17 protein-coding genes are annotated in these 18,984 nt (G+C 55.2%); 9 read left to right on the top strand and 8 right to left on the bottom strand.

Annotated elements, in window-relative coordinates:
- Positions 1-37 precede the first annotated feature (37 nt).
- Complete coding sequence (locus BBCT_RS00900) at positions 38-589, bottom strand: gluconokinase (RefSeq protein ID WP_033512583.1); 552 nt, start codon at positions 587-589, stop codon at positions 38-40.
- 276 nt (positions 590-865) lie between these two features.
- Here BBCT_RS00900 and BBCT_RS00905 point away from each other — a divergent pair, with 276 nt between their 5' ends.
- Positions 866-1,600 (top strand): FadR/GntR family transcriptional regulator, encoded by a 735-nt coding sequence (locus tag BBCT_RS00905; RefSeq protein ID WP_033512584.1) that lies wholly within the window; start codon positions 866-868, stop codon positions 1,598-1,600.
- Between the two features lie 194 nt (positions 1,601-1,794).
- Here BBCT_RS00905 and BBCT_RS00910 read toward each other — a convergent pair whose 3' ends face one another.
- Positions 1,795-3,243, bottom strand: coding sequence for an MFS transporter (locus BBCT_RS00910; protein ID WP_372236878.1), 1,449 nt, complete (start codon positions 3,241-3,243; stop codon positions 1,795-1,797).
- Positions 3,244-3,466: 223 nt separating this feature from the next.
- Here BBCT_RS00910 and rpmB point away from each other — a divergent pair, with 223 nt between their 5' ends.
- From rpmB to rsmD, 3 genes are all read left to right on the top strand, one after another.
- Positions 3,467-3,661: a 50S ribosomal protein L28 gene (rpmB, locus tag BBCT_RS00915; protein WP_003807649.1), complete on the top strand. Its 195-nt coding sequence runs from the start codon at positions 3,467-3,469 to the stop codon at positions 3,659-3,661.
- A gap of 155 nt (positions 3,662-3,816) precedes the next feature.
- A complete protein-coding gene (locus BBCT_RS00920; RefSeq protein WP_003836223.1) occupies positions 3,817-6,555 on the top strand; it encodes an ATP-dependent DNA helicase RecG in 2,739 nt (912 codons plus the stop codon).
- 62 nt (positions 6,556-6,617) lie between these two features.
- Positions 6,618-7,220 (top strand): 16S rRNA (guanine(966)-N(2))-methyltransferase RsmD, encoded by a 603-nt coding sequence (rsmD, locus tag BBCT_RS00925; RefSeq protein WP_003836221.1) that lies wholly within the window; start codon positions 6,618-6,620, stop codon positions 7,218-7,220.
- A gap of 47 nt (positions 7,221-7,267) precedes the next feature.
- Here rsmD and trmD read toward each other — a convergent pair whose 3' ends face one another.
- From trmD to rpsP, 4 genes are all read right to left on the bottom strand, one after another.
- Positions 7,268-8,197, bottom strand: coding sequence for a tRNA (guanosine(37)-N1)-methyltransferase TrmD (gene trmD, locus BBCT_RS00930; RefSeq protein WP_003836217.1), 930 nt, complete (start codon positions 8,195-8,197; stop codon positions 7,268-7,270).
- 101 nt (positions 8,198-8,298) lie between these two features.
- Positions 8,299-8,886: a ribosome maturation factor RimM gene (rimM, locus tag BBCT_RS00935; RefSeq protein WP_003836215.1), complete on the bottom strand. Its 588-nt coding sequence runs from the start codon at positions 8,884-8,886 to the stop codon at positions 8,299-8,301.
- Positions 8,887-8,907: 21 nt separating this feature from the next.
- Entirely contained in the window at positions 8,908-9,141 is a 234-nt protein-coding gene (locus BBCT_RS00940; RefSeq protein ID WP_003811858.1) for an RNA-binding protein, read from the bottom strand.
- Positions 9,142-9,143: 2 nt separating this feature from the next.
- Entirely contained in the window at positions 9,144-9,593 is a 450-nt protein-coding gene (gene rpsP / locus BBCT_RS00945; RefSeq protein WP_033512586.1) for a 30S ribosomal protein S16, read from the bottom strand.
- 428 nt (positions 9,594-10,021) lie between these two features.
- Here rpsP and BBCT_RS00950 point away from each other — a divergent pair, with 428 nt between their 5' ends.
- Positions 10,022-11,056 (top strand): endonuclease/exonuclease/phosphatase family protein, encoded by a 1,035-nt coding sequence (locus BBCT_RS00950; RefSeq protein WP_003836209.1) that lies wholly within the window; start codon positions 10,022-10,024, stop codon positions 11,054-11,056.
- 120 nt (positions 11,057-11,176) lie between these two features.
- Here BBCT_RS00950 and ffh read toward each other — a convergent pair whose 3' ends face one another.
- A complete protein-coding gene (ffh, locus tag BBCT_RS00955) occupies positions 11,177-12,823 on the bottom strand; it encodes a signal recognition particle protein (protein WP_003836207.1) in 1,647 nt (548 codons plus the stop codon).
- Between the two features lie 76 nt (positions 12,824-12,899).
- Between ffh and BBCT_RS00960 the strand changes: the two genes are divergently transcribed.
- Together BBCT_RS00960 and BBCT_RS00965 are read left to right on the top strand one after the other, a co-directional pair.
- Entirely contained in the window at positions 12,900-13,457 is a 558-nt protein-coding gene (locus BBCT_RS00960) for a helix-turn-helix domain-containing protein (RefSeq protein ID WP_003836205.1), read from the top strand.
- A complete protein-coding gene (locus tag BBCT_RS00965) occupies positions 13,448-13,981 on the top strand; it encodes a hypothetical protein (RefSeq protein ID WP_003836204.1) in 534 nt (177 codons plus the stop codon). Before BBCT_RS00960 ends, BBCT_RS00965 begins: the two co-directional genes overlap by 10 nt.
- A gap of 91 nt (positions 13,982-14,072) precedes the next feature.
- Here the strand turns inward: BBCT_RS00965 and cysS are convergent, their stop codons facing one another.
- Positions 14,073-15,713 (bottom strand): cysteine--tRNA ligase, encoded by a 1,641-nt coding sequence (cysS, locus tag BBCT_RS00970; RefSeq protein WP_033512618.1) that lies wholly within the window; start codon positions 15,711-15,713, stop codon positions 14,073-14,075.
- A 114-nt stretch (positions 15,714-15,827) separates the two neighbouring features.
- Here cysS and BBCT_RS00975 point away from each other — a divergent pair, with 114 nt between their 5' ends.
- Together BBCT_RS00975 and BBCT_RS00980 are read left to right on the top strand one after the other, a co-directional pair.
- Complete coding sequence (locus tag BBCT_RS00975) at positions 15,828-16,553, top strand: type 1 glutamine amidotransferase (RefSeq protein WP_033512590.1); 726 nt, start codon at positions 15,828-15,830, stop codon at positions 16,551-16,553.
- A gap of 121 nt (positions 16,554-16,674) precedes the next feature.
- Positions 16,675-18,858: an ABC-F family ATP-binding cassette domain-containing protein gene (locus BBCT_RS00980; protein ID WP_003836196.1), complete on the top strand. Its 2,184-nt coding sequence runs from the start codon at positions 16,675-16,677 to the stop codon at positions 18,856-18,858.
- The last annotated feature ends 126 nt before the right edge of the window (positions 18,859-18,984 follow it).

Consider the following 18,984-nt stretch of genomic DNA (forward strand, 5'->3'; position numbering starts at 1 on the left):
TGGTGAATCGGACACATTTGGACCGGGGGATGGCGGGTTAGGCGGCCTGGGCTGCGGTCTGGGCTGCCACGGTTGCGGCCACGGTTGCTGCATAGGCGTTCAGCGCTTCGATGGCACGGTCGACCATTTCGTCGACGCTGCCTTCAATGGAGATTTCCACGCCGTTCTCTTCGGGAGCAAGCGGCTCAAGAATGGCGAACTGGCTTGGCAGTAGTGCGGGCGGCATGAAATGGCCCTTGCGTTCGCTGAGCCTTTGCTGAATGAGCTCGTGGCTGCCGTTGAGGTGAATGAAGAATGTGGGCACGTCCTTGGCGAGCACCTCGCGGTAGCTGCGCTTCAACGCGGAGCTGGACACCACGGTGTTTTCGCCGAGCGCCTCACGTGCCACCATCCAGGAGTTGATGACGTTCAGCCACGGCCAGCGGTCCTCATCGGTGAGTGGAATGCCGGCTGACATTTTGTCGATATTCGCCTGTGGGTGGAAGTCGTCGCCTTCCGCGTACGCGTATCCAAGTCGTTCATGGATGGCTTCTGCGACGGTGGATTTGCCACATCCTGCAACGCCCATCACCACTACGTGAATGCTCATGTTGCTCTCCTTGCTGTTGACGATCCTGTGCCGCTTCGCATCAGGAATAAGACTACTATAAACCGTAAAAGTAGTATCAGTCAAATAAAAAGTACTACGAATTGGAAAAATCGTGTGACTTGCTATGCTGGAGATAGTGCAAAATGGCGGTAAATCACGCAATCGCGGATACGCAATCATCTGTGATTTGTGATTGCCGCGCATGCCACAGAATACGTGAAACATACCGTGAAACAAAGCAGGCATGTTGTGGAGTGGGTAAGGGAGGAGCGATCGATGGCTGAAGGCACGGTAATCGCAGAAAATACCGGCGGTGAGCTGATGCAGGATTCGGTGAGTCGAACGCTCGCCATCGAAATGCTCGACGGCGAGTGGAAGGCTGGCGAAAGCCTTACGTTGGAAGCCTTGCAAAGTCGTTTCGGTATTTCCCGAACCGTGGCGCGAGAAGTCGCGAAAACACTGGAATCCATGAATGCGGTACTTGTCAAACGTCGCATCGGACTTGTCGCACGCCCATTCGGCGAATGGCAGGCGCTCAACCATCAGGTGATCGAATGGCGTCTCCACTCCACGCAACGCGAGCAGCAGCTGTCGTCCCTCACCGAACTGCGGCTAGCGGTCGAACCGGCTGCGGCAGCTTCCGCCGCGCGTCTTGCCCCCATCGACGTCAAGGCGAAATTCCCTGTGTACGCGGCGCAAATGCGGCAGATCGCCGAAGCCAACGAGGAGGGCGAAGCCGGGCTCGCACAATTCCATGATCTCGACGTGGAATTCCATACGCTGATCCTGCATGAAAGCGGCAACGAGCTGTTCGCCGCGCTTTCCGACACCATTGCCACCGTGCTGCGCGGGCGCGTGGAACTCGGCAAATACCCGATGAAGCCGAAGCCCGACGCGCTTGACGCGCATGATGCCGTAGCCGACGCGATCGCCAAGGGAGAGCCTGAACGTGCGCGCAGCGCCATGCTCGACATCGTCGACGAAGTGGCACGTGCCCTCAATTTCTTCTGATTTTCGAATCAACATTGCGTTTCTTCGCAGACTCTGAAGAAGAATGCAATTGCGATTACTACGCGGCTGACTCTTGCCATGCATGACTTTTCAGATGTAAGTTGACATCGGAAATACGGCATCACCTAGGAATGCGCACGCAGAATCAATTGGTTGTGGCGATTGAATCTACATGCGCATTTAGTAGACAAGTACTACTTACGGGTGGGGTCTTTTTGCAGGAGAAGGAAGATGAGGGCGACGATCAGCAGGATTGCGATTGAAAGCACGCCTACCGAAGCGTTGCCGGTCAGCGACGTGGTGGTCGCAACGAGGAAGGTGCCGATAATCGAAGCGGTTTTGCCGAAAATATCGTAGAAACCGTAGTATTCGTTGGCACGATTCTTTGGAATGATCTTGCCATAATACGAGCGCGACAACGCCTGAATACCGCCTTGGAACAAGCCGACAAGAATCGCAAGAATCCAGAATTCCGTAGCGGAACGCAAGAAGAACGCGGCGAACAGCACAATGCAGATATAAGCGATCACAGCGGTGGTGATCATGGTTTTTGCGCCAAAACGCCCAGCCAGTTTGCCGTACGCGATCGCGCTCGGGAATGCCACGAACTGCGTGATCAGCAGCGCCATTACCAGATGCGTGGAGTCGATGCCCAACTGCGTGCCGTATGAGGTGCTCATGGAAATCACCGTGTTGACCGCGTCAATATAGAAGAAGAACGCGATCATGAACATCCACAGCGGCTTGTTCTTGCGGATTGCGCGAAAAGTGGAGCCGAGCTCTGCGAACGTACCGCGGATGGCCTCGCCGGTCTGACCTGCGGTAGCGCGGTAATGCACTTGCTTATAGCTGGTGAGCAGCGGAATGGTGAACGCAACCCACCACAATGCGGTGATTACGAACGAAGCGCGCGTGCATGCCACCGTGGACCATCCGAACAACGACGGACCGCCGAAAATCAGCGCAATACAAGCGATGAACGGAATCGTGGAGCCAATATAGCCCCATGCAAAACCATGTGAAGATACGCGGTCCATACGCTCATTCGACGTGATATCGACCAGCATGGAATCGTAGAACGTGAGCGAACCGTTCAGGCCGACCGTGGCGAGAATGCACACCACCAAGAAAATGAGCCAGCTGAGCGGCAGCGCCATCGCACAGCAGGCGACCACGCCCGTCAAGAAGAATCCGGTGAAGAACTTCACCTTCATGCCCTGCACGTCGGCCATGGACCCGAGCACGGGCATCATCACCGCGATGATCAGCGATGCGATGGTCTGCGCGTACCCCCATGTCGACACGATATTCGATTGGCCGGCGGACTGCAGTAACGAGTTTGCGTAGATTGGTACGACGGCGGTCGACAGCATCACGAATGCGGAATTGCCGACATCGTAGACGATCCACTTTTTTTCGCGGGTGGTTAGTTTTGCGTTGGGTTCCGGCAGATTTTCTGCTGATGCTGCGGATGCTGCAGAAGCTACGGGCGCGGAAGTTGCGGCAGGCGCAGTTGTTGGCGCTGTTGCGCGTTCAGACATGATTGTTGACTCTTTCGAATAAACCGTCAATTCACTGTTGTATACACTACAGTTCATCTTAAATGGATGTAAGGGATGCGCTCTGCCGTTACGTATGAACAATGCATGAACATTGCGACTGATGTGTGATTGATGTTCAGTTTTTTGAACAAGCGCCATGATTCCGGGGAATCCAAGGCGATTTCTATCCACAGGTTTGCAATCTGGTTTGCGATTGGCTGGGGCTGGTTGTATAGTTGAGAAGTTGTGTGTTCTGCCGTGCATTCAGTTGCATGGCGTCGAACGCGCAGACTTGCAAGTCAGTAGTAATTATAGGGAGTCCATTATGGCAGCTCGTTGCGCAGTGTGCGGCAAGGGACCGCAGACCGGTTTCACCGTTTCGCACTCACATATTCGCAATAAGCGCACCTTCCGCCCGAACCTGCAGCCGGTTCGCACCACCATCGACGGCGAGAACGTTCGCGTTCGCGTTTGCGTCAAGTGCATCAAGGCTGGCAAGGTTCAGCGCGTTGAAGCGTGAATCGCGAAATAACAGCTTGAAACCCCGGTAGACCGCTGGTCGCCGGGGTTTTGCTTTATGCGCCCAGGTCTTGAGCGTCCGGATTGTTCCAGTGGGTGGGGAATTTTGCCCGCTGAAGCCGCATCTGTCGGCATAAATGGGGAGAATGGTGCGTTATGAGCACCACACTGGAAACACCGATTTCATCAATTGAAAGCAACCGCCGCAGGGTTGGCGCGCTGAAATCGCTTGGCGTGGTGTCCGTAGGCGACGCCCTGACCTACTATCCGTTCCGCGTAACCGACCCCGTTCCAGCACACGCACTGCACGAGGCGAAAATCGGGGAGAAAATGGCATTCGCCGCGCACGTGCTCGAAACGCGCGTTTTCCCCATGGCCCGTCGTGGCTTCCGTCTGATCGCAACAGTCACCGACGATGATTTCGCAGCCCGTCGCAACACCCCAAAATCGTTGGCGTCGCTGGTTTTCTTCTCATATCGCAAATCGTATGTCGACTGGGTGCAGCGCAAATTGCACATGGGAGCGCTGCTGGTCGTCGCAGGCGAGCCAAGCGTGTATGACAATCGTTTGCAATTCACACATCCCGACCTGCTTACCATCAATCCCGTGCAATCGCAAGCAGAAAGCGGGGAATGGAATGACGGTTTCGGCGATCCTGCAAATCCACCTCTTGGTAATCTGAAATACGATGCGCAAACGGTTGATGAAGCATTGAAACGAGTCTGCCGTCCGCGACCGGTATATCATGCGAATTCCAGGATTTCCAGCGAACATATTCACGAATCGGTATTGAAATACATGGATGCGTTGCGAGGAAGCGAGTATTTGCCATCGCAAACGCCAAATAATTCCTCGGATAATATCGCACAAGAAGGGGAGTTTGACGCTCCTCAAGTAGATCGTGAAGCGCAGATTAAATCGTTGTCTGTTGCTATTCCCGACATTATTCCGGAAGATTTTCGTGAGAAATATGGGCTTATGCATCGCGCTGAAGCATTCATGGCGATTCATGATCCGGTCGATCGCAAGAATTTCGACAACGCCCTGCAAACGCTGCGATACGAGGAAGCGCTGATCTGCCAGACCGCACTCGTCAAAACACGCGACGCATCACGCAAAAACAGGGCGACCGCATGTTCCGTAACGCGGTTGAAAGACGATTTCATTGCCTCGCTGCCGTTTGCTCTGACGAGCGGTCAAAGGCAGGTTATTGCCGATATTTCCGCCGATATGACGCGCGATTACCCCATGCAACGATTGCTGCAGGGCGAGGTTGGATCCGGCAAAACCGTGGTCGCGGTCGCAGCCATGATGCAGGCTGTGGGATCAGGCGGGCAGGCCGTGCTTGTAGCGCCAACGCAGGTTCTTGCCGAACAGCATTATGCGAGCATTTCCAAAATGGTGGCGAAATTGACGGATGCAGACGATAAAACGGCTTCCGCAATCCAGGGAAATTCTGCGTCAACTCAAGTGTCGAAAGTCCAACAAACTGGGGAATCCACACAACAAACTATCAACAATAATGCTGTGGATAAAGGTGCACAACTTGTCGACCTGTTTGACATAGCCGAAATTTCCAATGTGGATAACTCAAATAACGACGATTCGATTACATTACGAAGTGAGCAATCGCATATTTCCGATGCGCAAAAAGCGGGTATTCCAAGCAAAGGGAACGATATATTCGGCACAAAAGATGGGGAGATTCCCGTATTTCTTCTTACGGGAGGCATGCGACTTGCCGAACGTCGCCGCATACTCGCCGCAGCCGCATCAGGCATGCCCTGCATCGTCGTGGCGACGCACGCCGCATTTTCCAAGAGTTTCCAGGCGCCGAACCTCACACTGGCGGTAATCGACGAACAGCATCGCTTCGGTGTGGAGCAACGTGAATCGTTGAATTCCAAGGGAGCTACTGCGCCGCATCTGCTGGTCATGACAGCCACGCCGATTCCGCGCACCGCAGCCATGACCTGGTTCGGCGATCTTGATATTTCCGCGCTGACCGAACTTCCTGGCGGCCGCAAGCCAATTCGTACATTCGTGGTGCCGGAAAGCAATGCGTCGCTGATGAGCGAAATGTTCGCCCTGATCCGTAAACGCATTGATGCGGGTGAGCTCGCCTACGTGGTCTGCCCGCGTATCGACGACGATTCCGAAAATGCGGACGACGTGTTGGCGGAGTCGGCTACTTCAAACTCGAAAACCACGGGCTCGCCGATTCCCGCCTTTGATGAAGCATACGATCTTGGCGAAGACGACGAACAGCGCGCGCAACGTCCCCCGTTGCATTCCGTCGCAGAAATCGTGGAGCGTCTGCAATCGTTGCCGCAATTTAAAGGCATTCGCTTCGCAACATTGACCGGGCGCGACGATGACACCACAAAATCGCAGGTTATGGCCGATTTTGAAGCCGGTATAACGCCGATTCTGGTGGCGACCACGGTAATTGAGGTCGGCGTGGACGTTGCGAAAGCCAGTTGCATCGTGATTTTCGACGCGGATCGGTACGGACTTTCGCAATTGCACCAGTTGCGAGGGCGCGTTGGTCGTGGCGGCACTGATTCGGGGGCTTTCCTGATTTCGCGTGCACCTGCGGACAGTGATGCCGCCCGCCGTCTTGACGTGATTCAGGGCACGTTGGATGGTGCTGAAATCGCACAGGCCGATTTGGAATTCCGTGGAGCCGGCGACGTGCTCGGAGATGCGCAATCCGGCGGAAAAACGGGATTGAAACTGCTGCGCGTGGTCAAGGATGTGAAGATCATTGAACAGGCACGGGCCGAGGCCACGCAGCTTGTTGCGGCCGATCCCGATTTGCTTGGATTCGTGCAGTTGGCTGGAGCGGTATTGGATTTCACGCGCGGCAACGAAATGTTCCTGACCAGCAATTAGTTTGGCACGCCTAAAAGAGCCGGACACACCTAAATTAAGCCCGCCACGCTAGAGTAGTGCGTATGCGCGTAATTTCAGGACGATTCAAAGGTGTGGCATTGACCACACCGAAGTCGGGTACCCGACCGACTACAGATCGCACCAAAGAGGCGATTTTCTCGCACCTTGATTCGTGGGGAGTGTTGGACGATGCCCGCGTGCTCGATTTGTTTGCGGGAACCGGTGCTTTGGGCATCGAAGCATTGAGCCGTGGCGCGCGAGAGCTGGTGGCGGTGGAATCCTCCGCTCCGGCGGCCGCATTGATCGCGCAGACGCTGACCGCGTTGAAGCATAACCGTTCGTGGGAACATGGCATGTGCGCCCGCGTGGTGAAGGCCCGCGCGGAAAAATATGCGGCTTCGGCTTCGGCCGTTGAACCGTTCGACATGGTGTTCATTGACCCGCCGTACGCCTTCGAAACGAATGATTGCAACCAGCTGCTCGCCGATCTTGCCAGCCGTGAACTGACCTCCAGCAACACGGTGATCATGCTGGAACGATCCACCCGTTCCGAAGCTCCCACGGCCCCCGCAAACTGGGAAATCACCGATCGGCGCGACTATGGCGAAACCGCCGTCTACTACATTGAACCCAGCGAGCCAATTTCCGATAACGGTCAGCAATAATCGCAAAAACTTGCGATTATTCCGCGTAAAAACAAGCGTTTAAAAAGCTAGCGTTTGCGCGGGTGAGCGGCGGAAACCTCCCAACCGAGCGCCATCAGCGTCTTGCGATCGGCTTTGTCGAGTTTGGTGCAATCCAGCGCTTCGATCAGATCCGGACGCAACTCGTCGGTTTTCTGGAGCGCCTCATCACGGCGGAAACGATCCACTTTCGCATGATTGCCGGAAAGCAACACGTCCGGAACCTTGATGCCACGCCATTCGGCAGGCTTCGTGTACTGGCGATGCTCCAACAGCGCGTTCTCGCCCGTATACGATTCCTCAACAATCGATTCTGCATTGCCCATAAAACCGGGCAGCAGTCGCGTAATTGCCTCCAACATGACCGAAACCGCGACCTCACCGCCGTTCAACACATAATCGCCGATCGAATATTCACGCACGTCAATGCCTTGCGCGCGGTAATACTGCGGAATGCGAGCGTCATACCCCTCGTAACGGCCGCAGCCGAACAGCAGATGATCGGCATGGCTTAGTTCCGTCGCATCCTGTTGTGTGAACAGTGGGGCGGAAGGATTCGGGAAAATCAGCACAGGACCTGCGGACGATTGTGCAGTGTCAGTTTTTTCGGAATTGCCGGATTCTGTGGGAACTGCAACAGTTGCAGAATTGCCAGAATCGCAAGTATCGCAGGAATCTGCGGAATCCTCAATATTTTCCATATTTTCCGTATTTTCGATTGTAGCCGGCTGAAGCTGCAGCAGCTCGTCAAGGCATTCGCTCCACACTTCCGGCTTCATCACCATGCCCGCGCCTCCGCCGACAGGAGTGTCATCGACGGAATGATGCACGTCGTGCGTCCAGTCGCGCAGATTGTGTGCGGTCACTTCCACGAGACCTTTCGTCTGCGCTTTGCCGAGCAGACTGAGGTTCAGCACTTCGAAATATTCCGGGAAAACAGACACGATATCGATCTTCATAATGTTCAGAATACCGGGATGTCTGCCAAGTGACGGAAAACGTAAAGGTGGGCACTGGAAATCCAATGCCCACCTTGAGATAGATATGTGATCGCGAACGATTACAGACCCGGAATAAGTCCTCCGGGCGGATCGAGGGTTAGATAGCCCTTTTCGAGGTCGATGTCCGGCACGAGCTCGTCCACAAACGGCACAAGCGCGCTGTTCTCAACCACAACGCCGTCGGCATCCTTCACCGGATTGGCGAGACGAATTTTCAGCAGCCATTGGGCCACTTCTATCACGTCAACGACTTTGCCGACCACCACGCCCGGCTCAAGGCCAAGCATATTGTTTTCAGCCAGTCGTGCCTCAAGGCCAATAAGGTCTTTCGGATACCATTCGTCGGCTTCAAGCATGTCTTCCGGATCGTCCGCCTCGCCATACAGCACAATGCCGTTGGCCGCTTCGGACTGGTCGCGGTTGTCAATGCCTTCGAACTTGACGATCCAACGGTTTTTGAAGGTACGGGAGTTTTCCACCACATACTCTTCTTCGCCGTCTTTCGTGTACAACACAGCACCGGGAGCGAACCGGTATTCCGGTTCGTCCGTAAAGATCTGCACGGTGACTTCGCCTTTGAGTCCCTGCGCACGCCCGATACGACAGACCCTCAGCAGCTCGGGCTGTTGAGGGTCGTCAGAATGCATATCACGCACCACGCTAGGATCTCACCTGCGCACGTCCATGATGTCGACGCGCACCTTGTGGTCGGCCAGTGCCTGCACCACGGTGCGAATCGCATTTGCCGTGCGTCCGCTGCGTCCAATGACGCGACCGATGTCTTCCGGGTTGACGCGCACGCGAATGAGTTCGCCGCGCGCGTTCTCATGGGACTTCACTGAAACATCGTCGGGAAAATCGACGATGTTCTTAATCAGATGTTCCACAGCCTGGGCGAGCATGATCACTCAGCTTCCGCAGCCGGCTCTTCAGCCGGAGCTTCCTCGGTAGCGGCGGCTTCGGCTTCAGCCTTGGCCTTGGCTTCAGCTTCGGACTTTGCAGCCTTCAGCTTCTGAGCCTGGGACTCAACGGCCTCAACGCGAGCGGCGGCATCCGGGCCGGCCTCAACGGTCTTCAGGGTGCCTTCAGCGCCTTCAAGGCCCTTGAACTTCTGCCAGTCGCCGGTGATCTTCAGCAGGTTCAGCACCTGTTCGGTCGGCTGGGCGCCGACGCCGAGCCAGTACTGAGCACGCTCGGAATCGATGACGATGGTCGAAGGCTGGGTGTTCGGGTTGTAGGTACCGATCTCTTCGATGGCGCGGCCATCACGCTTGGTACGGGAATCCATGATCACCACGCGGTAGAACGCGTAGAACTTCTTACCCATGCGCTTCAGACGAATCTTGGTTGCCAAAATGGCTCTCCTTGTATAACTAGGGGTGTGCGTTTCGTTTTCTGTGTGGGGCACGGAATCCGAAACCCACGTGTTCCTCACGTCACGCGATAGTTAGAGGGCCTCGCGCGCGCGAATAACTTGACGATTATAACCGTGGGGTACGGACGGATGGGTCTTAGAATGTTTTCCGCTCTACGCGACTTTCCGAATCCATGCAAAACCGGGAAGTCGTTTGTCTGATTCTGCGGAAACGGTCAATTATGCGGCGAATATGATGCTTTGAATGACCGAATCGGCAGAATCGGACATTTGCTGGCATTCGTGAGATGTTTGCGTGGGTCTACATGGCGGAATCGTCGGGATCAGGCAGGTTGGCTACACTTGGAGGTTCCGAGTTTGCGTATGTCCGTTCGGAGTGAACGGTTTGCATAGGGGGAGTTGCCTGAATGATTATCGCGCTTTGGATTGCGTTGATTATTTGCGTTGTATGGATTGCGCTTGGCGAGATGCCGGCTGGTTGGGATGGTCGTTTGCCGCTGCCGTATTTGATTGCGTTGATTCCGTTGCTGTGGATTCCGACGCTTGTGATTGCCATCGCCGGTTTCGCGTTGCATGAGCCGGCTCTCGGGGGAGTTGCTGTGGTGGTCTGTCTTGCGTCGCTGCTGCGCAAAATCGCATATTGGATGGAAAATCTCAATTCTCCCAATACTGCGCAGAGGGTCGCCGAAAAACTTGCAAAAAAGCGTGAAACATCTCGTGAAACAGGCGATGAAGCTGTTGCGGAATCCGCGAAACATGGCCGTTTCCGTGTGATGACACTCAACTGCAGATTCGGTCGCGCCAACGCTGCGGCAATCGTCAGTGCGGTCAAAAAACATGATATTGCAGTACTTGCATTGCAGGAATTGACAGACGATCTGGTTGCGCAATTGGACGCTTCGGGATTGTCTGATTTGCTTCCGTACCGTCAATTGGGGGAGAACAAGGGAACGGATAATGGCGGATTCAACGGTGTGTGGATTCGTATTGAACCAAGCGACATGTCTCCGGTCACTGCGGTGATTCCCGCGGCCGACGTGCCGGGCGTATGCTTTCCGATCGATTCGATGCGCGGCATCACGTTTGTTTCGGCACATCCGAAGTCTCCAATGCGCGGATGCAAGGAATGGTCCGCCGGCATCATCGGTTTGGGGGAATTGGCGACCACTCAGAAGCAGGGCGACATCACCGTTGTGTTGGGTGATTTGAACTCCGGTACCGATCATCCAAGCTTCCGCAAGCTGCTGAATTCGGGATTCAAGGATGCTGCCTTGTGCGAGGCGAAGGGCCGTCATGCCACGTTCCCATCATGGCTGCCATGGCCGCGCATCATTCTCGACCATGTGCTTTTCACCAAGGGATTGTACGCTTCCGACGTGAGTTCGTTCTGCGTTGAAGGCAGCGATCATCTTGCACTTGTTGCCACGCTGACGTTGAAGTAGTTGATGACGATTATGCGGTAGTCGATTCAGTTGAAAACAACTGATTGGATACGCAAAAGGGGATGTGATTCGTATTGAATCACATCCCCTTTTTACGTTTCTGTTTTCGTGTCGCTTGCTTTAGTGCAGCAAACCTGACAGTCCGCCACCAAAGTTCGGCGGCAGTTCACCGGCATCGCCCATCATGTCTTGCAATCCGGCAGGAAGTGCAGGATTCTGCGGCTTCTTGGCAAAAGCGGAACCGCCGGAAGACTTACCGTTGGAGCTCTTGCCAGCAAGCTTGTTGCGCAATGCCTTCTCTTCAGCCTCGCGCTTCATTGGATTTCCGGACTTGCTCTTCTTCTTGCTCTTCTTGCCTTTGCCCTTGCCTTTGCCGCCGCCCATGGCAGGGCCGCCAAAGCCAGGCATGCCAACGCCAGCCTTGTTGCTCATACGCTTCATCATCTTCGCAGCCTGTTCGAAACGCTGCAACAGCGCGTTCACCTGCGAAACGGTCACGCCGGAACCGTAAGCGATACGAGCTCGACGAGAACCGTCAATAATTGAAGGGTCACGACGTTCCGCAGGAGTCATCGAACGAATAATGGCCTCAGTACGATCGATTTCCCTCTCATCGAACTGCTCAAGTTCCTTACGATGCGCGGCCATACCCGGAATCATGCCAAGCAGATTTTTCATCGGACCAAGCTTGCGCACCTGCTGCAGCTGATCGAGGAAATCATCCAAACCAAAGGAGCCATCGGAAATCTTGATGGCGGCCTTACGAGCCTCTTCCTCATCGAACTGCTTCTGCGCCTGCTCGATCAGGGTAAGAATATCGCCCATATCGAGAATGCGGGAAGCCATACGATCCGGATGGAAAACCTCGAAATCCTTCAGACCTTCGCCAGTGGAAGCGAACAGAATCGGCTTGCCGGTAACGGAGGCGACAGAAAGCGCGGCACCACCACGGGCGTCGCCATCAAGCTTCGAAAGCACCACGCCGGTGAAGTCCACGCCCTCATCGAACGCCTTCGCCGTCTGCACGGCATCCTGACCGATCATCGCGTCGATCACGAACAGGATTTCGTTCGGCTGCACGGCGTCGCGAATATCGCGAGCCTGCTTCATCAGCTCTTCGTCAACGCCGAGACGGCCTGCGGTATCGATGATGACCGTGTCGTACAGCTTCTGCTTGGCCAGCGCAACAGCGTCACGCGCCACCTTCACCGGATCGCCGGTGGTCAGGCCCGGTGAAGCAACGGCTTCGCCACCATCGGACTGCACACCCTTTTCCGGAGCGTACACGGGCACGCCTGCACGTTCGCCAACCACCTGTAGCTGCGTCACTGCGTTCGGACGCTGCAAATCGGCCGCAACCAACAGCGGAGTGTGGCCGGAATCCTTCAGCCAGTAGCCGAGTTTGCCTGCGAGGGTGGTTTTACCAGCACCCTGAAGACCGGCGAGCATGATGATGGTCGGCGGATTCTTCGCAAAATTCAGCGGGCGATCAACGCCAGCGCCAAGCACGGCCGTCAACTCTTCGTTGACGATCTTCACGACCTGCTGGGCCGGATTCAGAGCCTGGGAAACCTCGGTGCCGAGCGCACGCTCGCGAATTCGACCGGTGAAGGAACGCACCACGTCGAGCGCCACATCGGCGTCGAGCAGCGCGCGGCGGATTTCGCGGATCGTACCATCGATATCAGCCTCGGAAAGCTTGCCTTTGCTCTTCAGATGCTTGAACGCATTCGAGAGCCTATCTGTCAAAGAACTAAATGCTGCCATAATGTTCCTCAGTCTAGCCGTCCCGCGGGAAATTTCGCATTGGCGTTCGGGTTGCCAATAGTGTAGACTTGCATATATGCAAGCCGATGAACTGTTACGAGAGCTTATGAAGAACGCCGGTCTGAACGCGGCGGATTTTTCGCGTGCTTCGAACATGGCTGAATCCGTTGTTTCGAGAACGTTGAGTGGCAAAACCGTTCCCACTTTCAATAAGGTTGATGCTGCGGCGCGTACTTTGGGATATGAGCTGACGCTTTCCCCTTTGGAGCGTGTGACTGTTCGCGTAATCGGCCCTGCAATGAGTGATCTCATGCAGTCGATTCAGCAGTATTCGGGAACGGAAGAGCAATGGACCCGTGTTTCAGCCGGAATGCGCAATCTGATGGAATTTCCTGATGATGAGCCTGCTGATTTTAAGAAAGTCACTAAGGGGATGGACGTGCGTTGGCAGGCCTTTATGGCTGGGCTCTATGACTATCAGCACTGGAGTAAAGGGGACGTATCCCCTCAATCGCTGAAACTTGATGCCGAGTGGACCCCGTTGCGAAAGATTTATCGGTCCGCCACGCCTCCGGATGAGTTCTTTGCGTGGTACAACGTAATCATTCCGCGAGGTGAGCTGCTATGGAAATGACCAGACAAAAACTGATGCAGCTTCTTGATGAGCTGATTGAAGAGTGTCATACTCGCGGAATCGAAGGAACTATCGCCATTTATGGCGGGACCGCGATGGTCTACTACGTTCCGGAATTGCGAACTACACAAGATGTCGATTCCATGTTCCGTCCTTTTTCTGAAATTCAAAGCGCGGCGGAAGTTGTCGGGAATCGTAATAATGTGCCAAATAACTGGCTTAATATGCAAATCCATGATGTTATGCCGCCCATAGGGGATGACAATCCGGAAGTGTATAGCGATGCTAATGGTTTGAAAGTTACGTTTGCTTCGAAGAAATATCTTTTGGCGATGAAAGCGATGTCTGATCGTAGATCGCAGAAAGACCTTGATGATGCGGCAGTGCTGTTTAATGCTTTGCGGCTGAAAAATTGGATGGGTATTGATGAGATTGTTCATCAATACTACGGCGTGGAATCTGCGGGTGCTCAGGAACTCTTTTTTGAAGATATCGAAGATCGTGCCGATGAGATTCGGAAGTAAAGATAGATTTAGGAATGACTTTTATGTTTCTGATATGAAATTGGCCGGTCTGGGGTAGACCGGCCAACGTTTTTTCAGAAGAGATGGGGGATTATTTGAGGGTCCAGGTGGGGCCCTGGGGGGTGTCTTCGATAGTGATTCCGGCTGCGCCCAAGGCGTCACGGATGGCATCGGCGCGGGCGAAATCCTTGGCCTTGCGGGCTTCGGCACGTTCCTCCAACTGTTCGGAAACCAAACGGTCAAGCGCAGTGTGCTCAGCGGAATCGGCACCGGATCCGGCGCCGCCGGCCGCACCTTCGCTTACCCACGGCTCCGCCAGCGGATCCAAGCCAAGCGTATCGAGCATCGCACGCACATTCACCAAAACAGCGCGAACTTCATCCTTCGCAACATCCGAATCAACACGATCGGCAAGCTTCGAAAGCAACGTGTTGCCGGAACGAATCGCCGTGAAAATCGCAGCGGAAGCACCGGAAACATTAATATCGTCGTTCATTGCGGCAACGAAATCAGCCGGCAGAGCATCGGCAGAAATCGAAACGATCTCTTCGCGAGGCGGCTGCCCGCCAACGGCGGCACCGGCACGTTCAATGAAATTCGACACACGATCGTACGCGGACTGAGCCTCGGGCAACGTCTGATCCGACCATTCCAGCATGGAGCGATACTGCACGGAACCAAGCGCGTAACGCACCACCCAAGCGGAATTTTCCGCCAAAACCGCCGGCACGGACAAGCCGTTGCCCAGCGACTTCGACATCTTCTCACCCTTGGCGGTAACCCATGCGGAATGCATCCAACGAGCCGCCGAATCGTAACCGGCGGCACGAGTCTGCGCCATTTCGTTCTCATGGTGCGGGAAACGCAAGTCCAGCCCGCCGCCATGAATGTCGAACATATCCTTCAAATAGCGGTGGCTCATCGCCGAGCATTCAATATGCCAACCCGGGCGACCCGTGCCGAACGGAGTATTCCAACGTGCGTCAAGCGGATCGGAATCCTTCGGAGCCTTCCACAATGCGAAATCACGCGGATCATGCTTGTCTTCTGACATGTCCGCAGGATCAACCGGATTGTACTTGTCGTTGCCCGCATTGTCGACAGACGGACCCATGGCATCGGCCACTTCGGAAGCGGCATCAGCCACTGCGGTCTGCTTCTGATGCGTCAACTCGCCATAGTGCGGCCAGCTGGCAACGTCGAAATACACGTTGCCGGTCGGATTGCCGTTCTCGTCAGTCACCACGTAGCCGTGGCCATTGTCGATGATCTGCTTGATCAGATCGATCATGTCGATCATGTGGCCGGTCGCACGCGGCTCATACGTAGGCGGCTCAACACCCAACGTGTTGTAAGCCTCGGTGAACTCACGCTCGTAAATGTATGCACGTTCCCACCACTGCTGACCGGCGGCCGCAGCCTTATCGAGAATCTTGTCGTCGATATCGGTGACGTTGCGCACGAACGTGACCTTGTAGCCCAAACGCTCGAACCAGCGACGCACCACGTCAAACGTGACAGCCGCACGAATATGGCCGATATGCGGCGAGCTTTGCACGGTGGCGCCACACACGTACATGCCGACCTGACCGGGCTTGATCGGCGTGAAATTCGACACGGCGTGTGATGCGGTGTCGTACAGCTTCAGATCGGCAGCGGCGCTCGCCACTGCGTCAACTGCGGTTACGACGCTAGAAATGTTGATATTCTGCGGTTCTTGCGTGTTCGTCATAACCACGAGAGTATTGCCAGAATCGGACATGCATGCGAGACGAAAATGAACGGCAAAACGTATTTTGTTGGATTTGTGAACATCGTTTACGTAGGTGATGCAACAATAGAACGTATGACGCAATCGCAGGTGCTGATTTTGCAACACGTTCCGTGGGAGAGACCGGGACGCATTTTAGACAGTTTGGATGATTTGGGACTGCAGTATCAAATCATCAATGTTGCCAAGCAGAAGAAACCGGATTTGCCTGATTTTGGCGAGGTTTCCGGCGTGGTGATTATGGGTGGCCCGATGGGCGCGCTCGACTACGACAAGTATCCGGGATTAAAGGCCGAGGCCAAGCTTGCGCGGGCTGCGATCAGCGTTGGCAAGCCGGTGTTGGGCGTGTGCCTAGGGCATCAGATCATCGCCACCGCGCTGGGAGCGAAGCTGAAGTCGGGAGAGGCGCCGGAAATCGGTTTTGCGCCGATTAAATGCATCGACAAGCATGATTATTTCTCGATGTGGAACAAAACCGTGGATGTGCTGCACTGGCATAACGATGTGGTGTCGTTGCCGGAGGGCGCGCAGCCATTGGCGCGATCCGCGAAGACCAAGGTGCAGGCGTTCCGTTTTGGTTCCGCTCTGGGCATGCAGTTCCACTTGGAGGTTACTCCTACCATGTTGGAGGAGTGGCTTGACGAGTCAAGCATGGTCAAGGATCTAAAGGCTGCCGGCGGGTCGAAATCGCAGTTGCGCGAGGCGTTCGCCGAATATAATCCGCAGTTGCAGCCGCTTGCGGATCAGGTGTTTTCGAGCTTTGCCGCTCGTTGTAATTCGTATGAGCAGAGTTTGCTTTAGGCACAGCAAGGCTGATTGCCGAGTTGCGTGCGGTTCCGATTGCTGCGTAGCGCTGGTGGTGATTCGCAAGTTGCGGCATTGCCTGCAGATTTGGGAGATGTTCCCGCTACATTGGTGACTTATGCCGACTTATGATTTGGGACTTGAACACGTTTCGCTTGCTTTTGCGACCAAGAATATTTTCAATGATGTAACGCAGGGTGTTTTTGAAGGCGACCGCATCGGCATCGTCGGTAAGAACGGCGACGGCAAGTCCACGTTGTTGCATTTGTTCAGAGGCACGCAGGAGCCGGATTCCGGCCGCGTGACCATGCGCGGCGGCCTCACGTTCGGCATGCTCGACCAGCGTGACCCGCTCGACGACAACGCCACCGTGCGCGAAGCTGCGCTCGAAGGCCGTGAAGACTACGAATGGGCTGCGGAAACCAAGTCACGCGAAATCGTCGAAGCATTGCTTGGCGGCATTAGCTTGGAAGCGAAAATCGGTTCGCTTTCCGGCGGTCAGCGTCGCCGCGCCGATTTGGCACGCCTGTTGCTCAAGGATTGGGATATTCTCGCTCTCGACGAGCCCACGAACCATTTGGATGTGGTGACCATTCACTGGCTGGCGGAACATTTAAAGAATCGTTGGCCGGCCGGATCCGGCGCACTACTGCTCGTCACCCACGACCGTTGGTTCCTCGACGAAGTGTGCGAATCCATGTGGGAGGTGCATGACGGCGAAATCGAGCCGTTTGAAGGCGGCTATTCCGCATACATGCTGCAGCGTGTGGAACGCGATCGCCAAGCCGACGTACGCGAAACGAAGCGTCGTAATCTGGCTCGTAAGGAACTTGCCTGGCTTACCCGCGGTGCCCGCGCCCGTTCCACCAAACAGAAATTCCATGTGAAGGCCGCGCGTGAGCTCATCGCCGACGTGCCTCCGGTACGCAATACTCTGGAATTGAAGCAAATGGCCACATCCCGCCTAGGCAAGCAGGTGGTTGACCTGATCGACGTGACGCAGATTTTCGAACATGTGCAAGGCGAGGCTGATATCGATCCTGACGTTGCCGAAATGGAAGCGTCGGCATCACGCGTCGATGTGGTGCCGGCCATGTACGCCGAGCCGCAAGCGCATGGTTCCGTGGAAGTTGCCGTCGATGATCTGACTGATCCGCGATTGGTGGATGCCGGTGTTGCAGCGGCGCAAGTTGCTGCAGCTGCGAAAGAATCGCAAGAAATTCAGGGATCACAAGAAAATAACACTGATGATTCTGCAGAAGAAATTACTTCTGCAGCGCAAAAAATTACTGTTACCGGTCGTAAGATTCTTGATGACGTGACATGGCTGATTGGGCCTGGAGATCGTTTCGGCATCGTCGGCGCGAACGGTGCCGGAAAATCGACGTTATTGAAGATTCTTGACGGAACAATCACCCCTACTGTAGGTCATGTGAATATCGGCAAAACCGTGAAATTCGCGGTGCTTTCGCAGCGTCTCGACGAATTGGAGAAGCTCGGTAAATACAAGATCAAGGAAGTGCTGAGTCGTTACAAGCCGAGCTATATCGTGGACGGCAAGGAAACGACGCCGGGGCAGATGATGGAGCGTCTCGGTTTCGAGTCGGCGCAGCTGATGACGCCGATCAAAGACCTATCGGGTGGTCAGAAGCGCCGTATGCAGTTGCTGCTGATTCTACTGGACGAGCCGAACGTGCTCATCATGGATGAGCCCGGCAACGATCTGGACACCGACATGCTCGCCGTGATGGAGGATCTGCTCGACACTTGGCCGGGAACTCTGATCGTCGTTTCGCACGATCGGTACCTGCTCGAACGTGTCACTGACCAGCAGTTCGCGCTGATCGGCGGCAAAGTGCGCCACCTACCCGGTGGCGTGCAGGATTATCTGGACATGACTGAGGCCATCAAGAACGGCAAGGATCCGTTCGCGGATGAAAAGGCAGGTGCCGGCAAAGGCAAGAAGAGCGGTTCCGCTGGAGCTGCCGGTTCCGCGGGATCTGGTGCAACTGAAGGCAGTGCAGGCAATTCCGCGGGTGAATCCGCAACTGCCGAAACCGCATCTTCCGCACCGAAGCTTTCCGGCAAGGCCTTCCATGAAGCCTCCAAGCGCGTATCGGCAATCGAGCGCAAACTCGCCAAACTTGAGGATCAGAAAGCCGACCTTGAACAGCAGATGGCCGCGCACGACCCCAGCGACTACGAAGGTCTAGGCAAGCTCAACGAGCAGCTGCAGGCCGTCACGGACGAGTCCGAATCCCTTGAAATGGAGTGGATGGAGCTCTCCGAACAGCTCGAGTAGCATTCGTATCGCCCGCGCCAATTACCGGACAGGGTGTGCATGTTGTGGCGGTGGCGCAGCTCCTCCAGTGTTTCCGGTGAATGTTGACCATTCGTGCGACAGCGATGCGTGGCATTCCATGTGCCA

The sequence above is a fragment of the Bifidobacterium catenulatum DSM 16992 = JCM 1194 = LMG 11043 genome (assembly GCF_001025195.1).
Taxonomy (GTDB): domain Bacteria; phylum Actinomycetota; class Actinomycetes; order Actinomycetales; family Bifidobacteriaceae; genus Bifidobacterium; species Bifidobacterium catenulatum.

Excerpts from the sequence above, each read along its gene's own strand:
- rpmB (WP_003807649.1), top strand. The coding sequence starts at position 3,467 with ATGGCAGCTCGTTGCGCAGTGTGCGGCAAGGGACCGCAGACCGGTTTC.
- BBCT_RS00950 (WP_003836209.1), top strand. The coding sequence starts at position 10,022 with ATGATTATCGCGCTTTGGATTGCGTTGATTATTTGCGTTGTATGGATT.
- BBCT_RS00960 (WP_003836205.1), top strand. The coding sequence starts at position 12,900 with ATGCAAGCCGATGAACTGTTACGAGAGCTTATGAAGAACGCCGGTCTG.
- cysS (WP_033512618.1), bottom strand. The coding sequence starts at position 15,713 with ATGACGAACACGCAAGAACCGCAGAATATCAACATTTCTAGCGTCGTA.
- trmD (WP_003836217.1), bottom strand. The coding sequence starts at position 8,197 with ATGAAGATCGATATCGTGTCTGTTTTCCCGGAATATTTCGAAGTGCTG.
- ffh (WP_003836207.1), bottom strand. The coding sequence starts at position 12,823 with ATGGCAGCATTTAGTTCTTTGACAGATAGGCTCTCGAATGCGTTCAAG.
- BBCT_RS00905 (WP_033512584.1), top strand. The coding sequence starts at position 866 with ATGGCTGAAGGCACGGTAATCGCAGAAAATACCGGCGGTGAGCTGATG.
- BBCT_RS00980 (WP_003836196.1), top strand. The coding sequence starts at position 16,675 with ATGCCGACTTATGATTTGGGACTTGAACACGTTTCGCTTGCTTTTGCG.
- BBCT_RS00975 (WP_033512590.1), top strand. The coding sequence starts at position 15,828 with ATGACGCAATCGCAGGTGCTGATTTTGCAACACGTTCCGTGGGAGAGA.
- BBCT_RS00940 (WP_003811858.1), bottom strand. The coding sequence starts at position 9,141 with ATGCTCGCCCAGGCTGTGGAACATCTGATTAAGAACATCGTCGATTTT.
- rsmD (WP_003836221.1), top strand. The coding sequence starts at position 6,618 with ATGCGCGTAATTTCAGGACGATTCAAAGGTGTGGCATTGACCACACCG.
- BBCT_RS00920 (WP_003836223.1), top strand. The coding sequence starts at position 3,817 with ATGAGCACCACACTGGAAACACCGATTTCATCAATTGAAAGCAACCGC.
- BBCT_RS00900 (WP_033512583.1), bottom strand. The coding sequence starts at position 589 with ATGAGCATTCACGTAGTGGTGATGGGCGTTGCAGGATGTGGCAAATCC.
- BBCT_RS00965 (WP_003836204.1), top strand. The coding sequence starts at position 13,448 with ATGGAAATGACCAGACAAAAACTGATGCAGCTTCTTGATGAGCTGATT.
- rimM (WP_003836215.1), bottom strand. The coding sequence starts at position 8,886 with ATGCATTCTGACGACCCTCAACAGCCCGAGCTGCTGAGGGTCTGTCGT.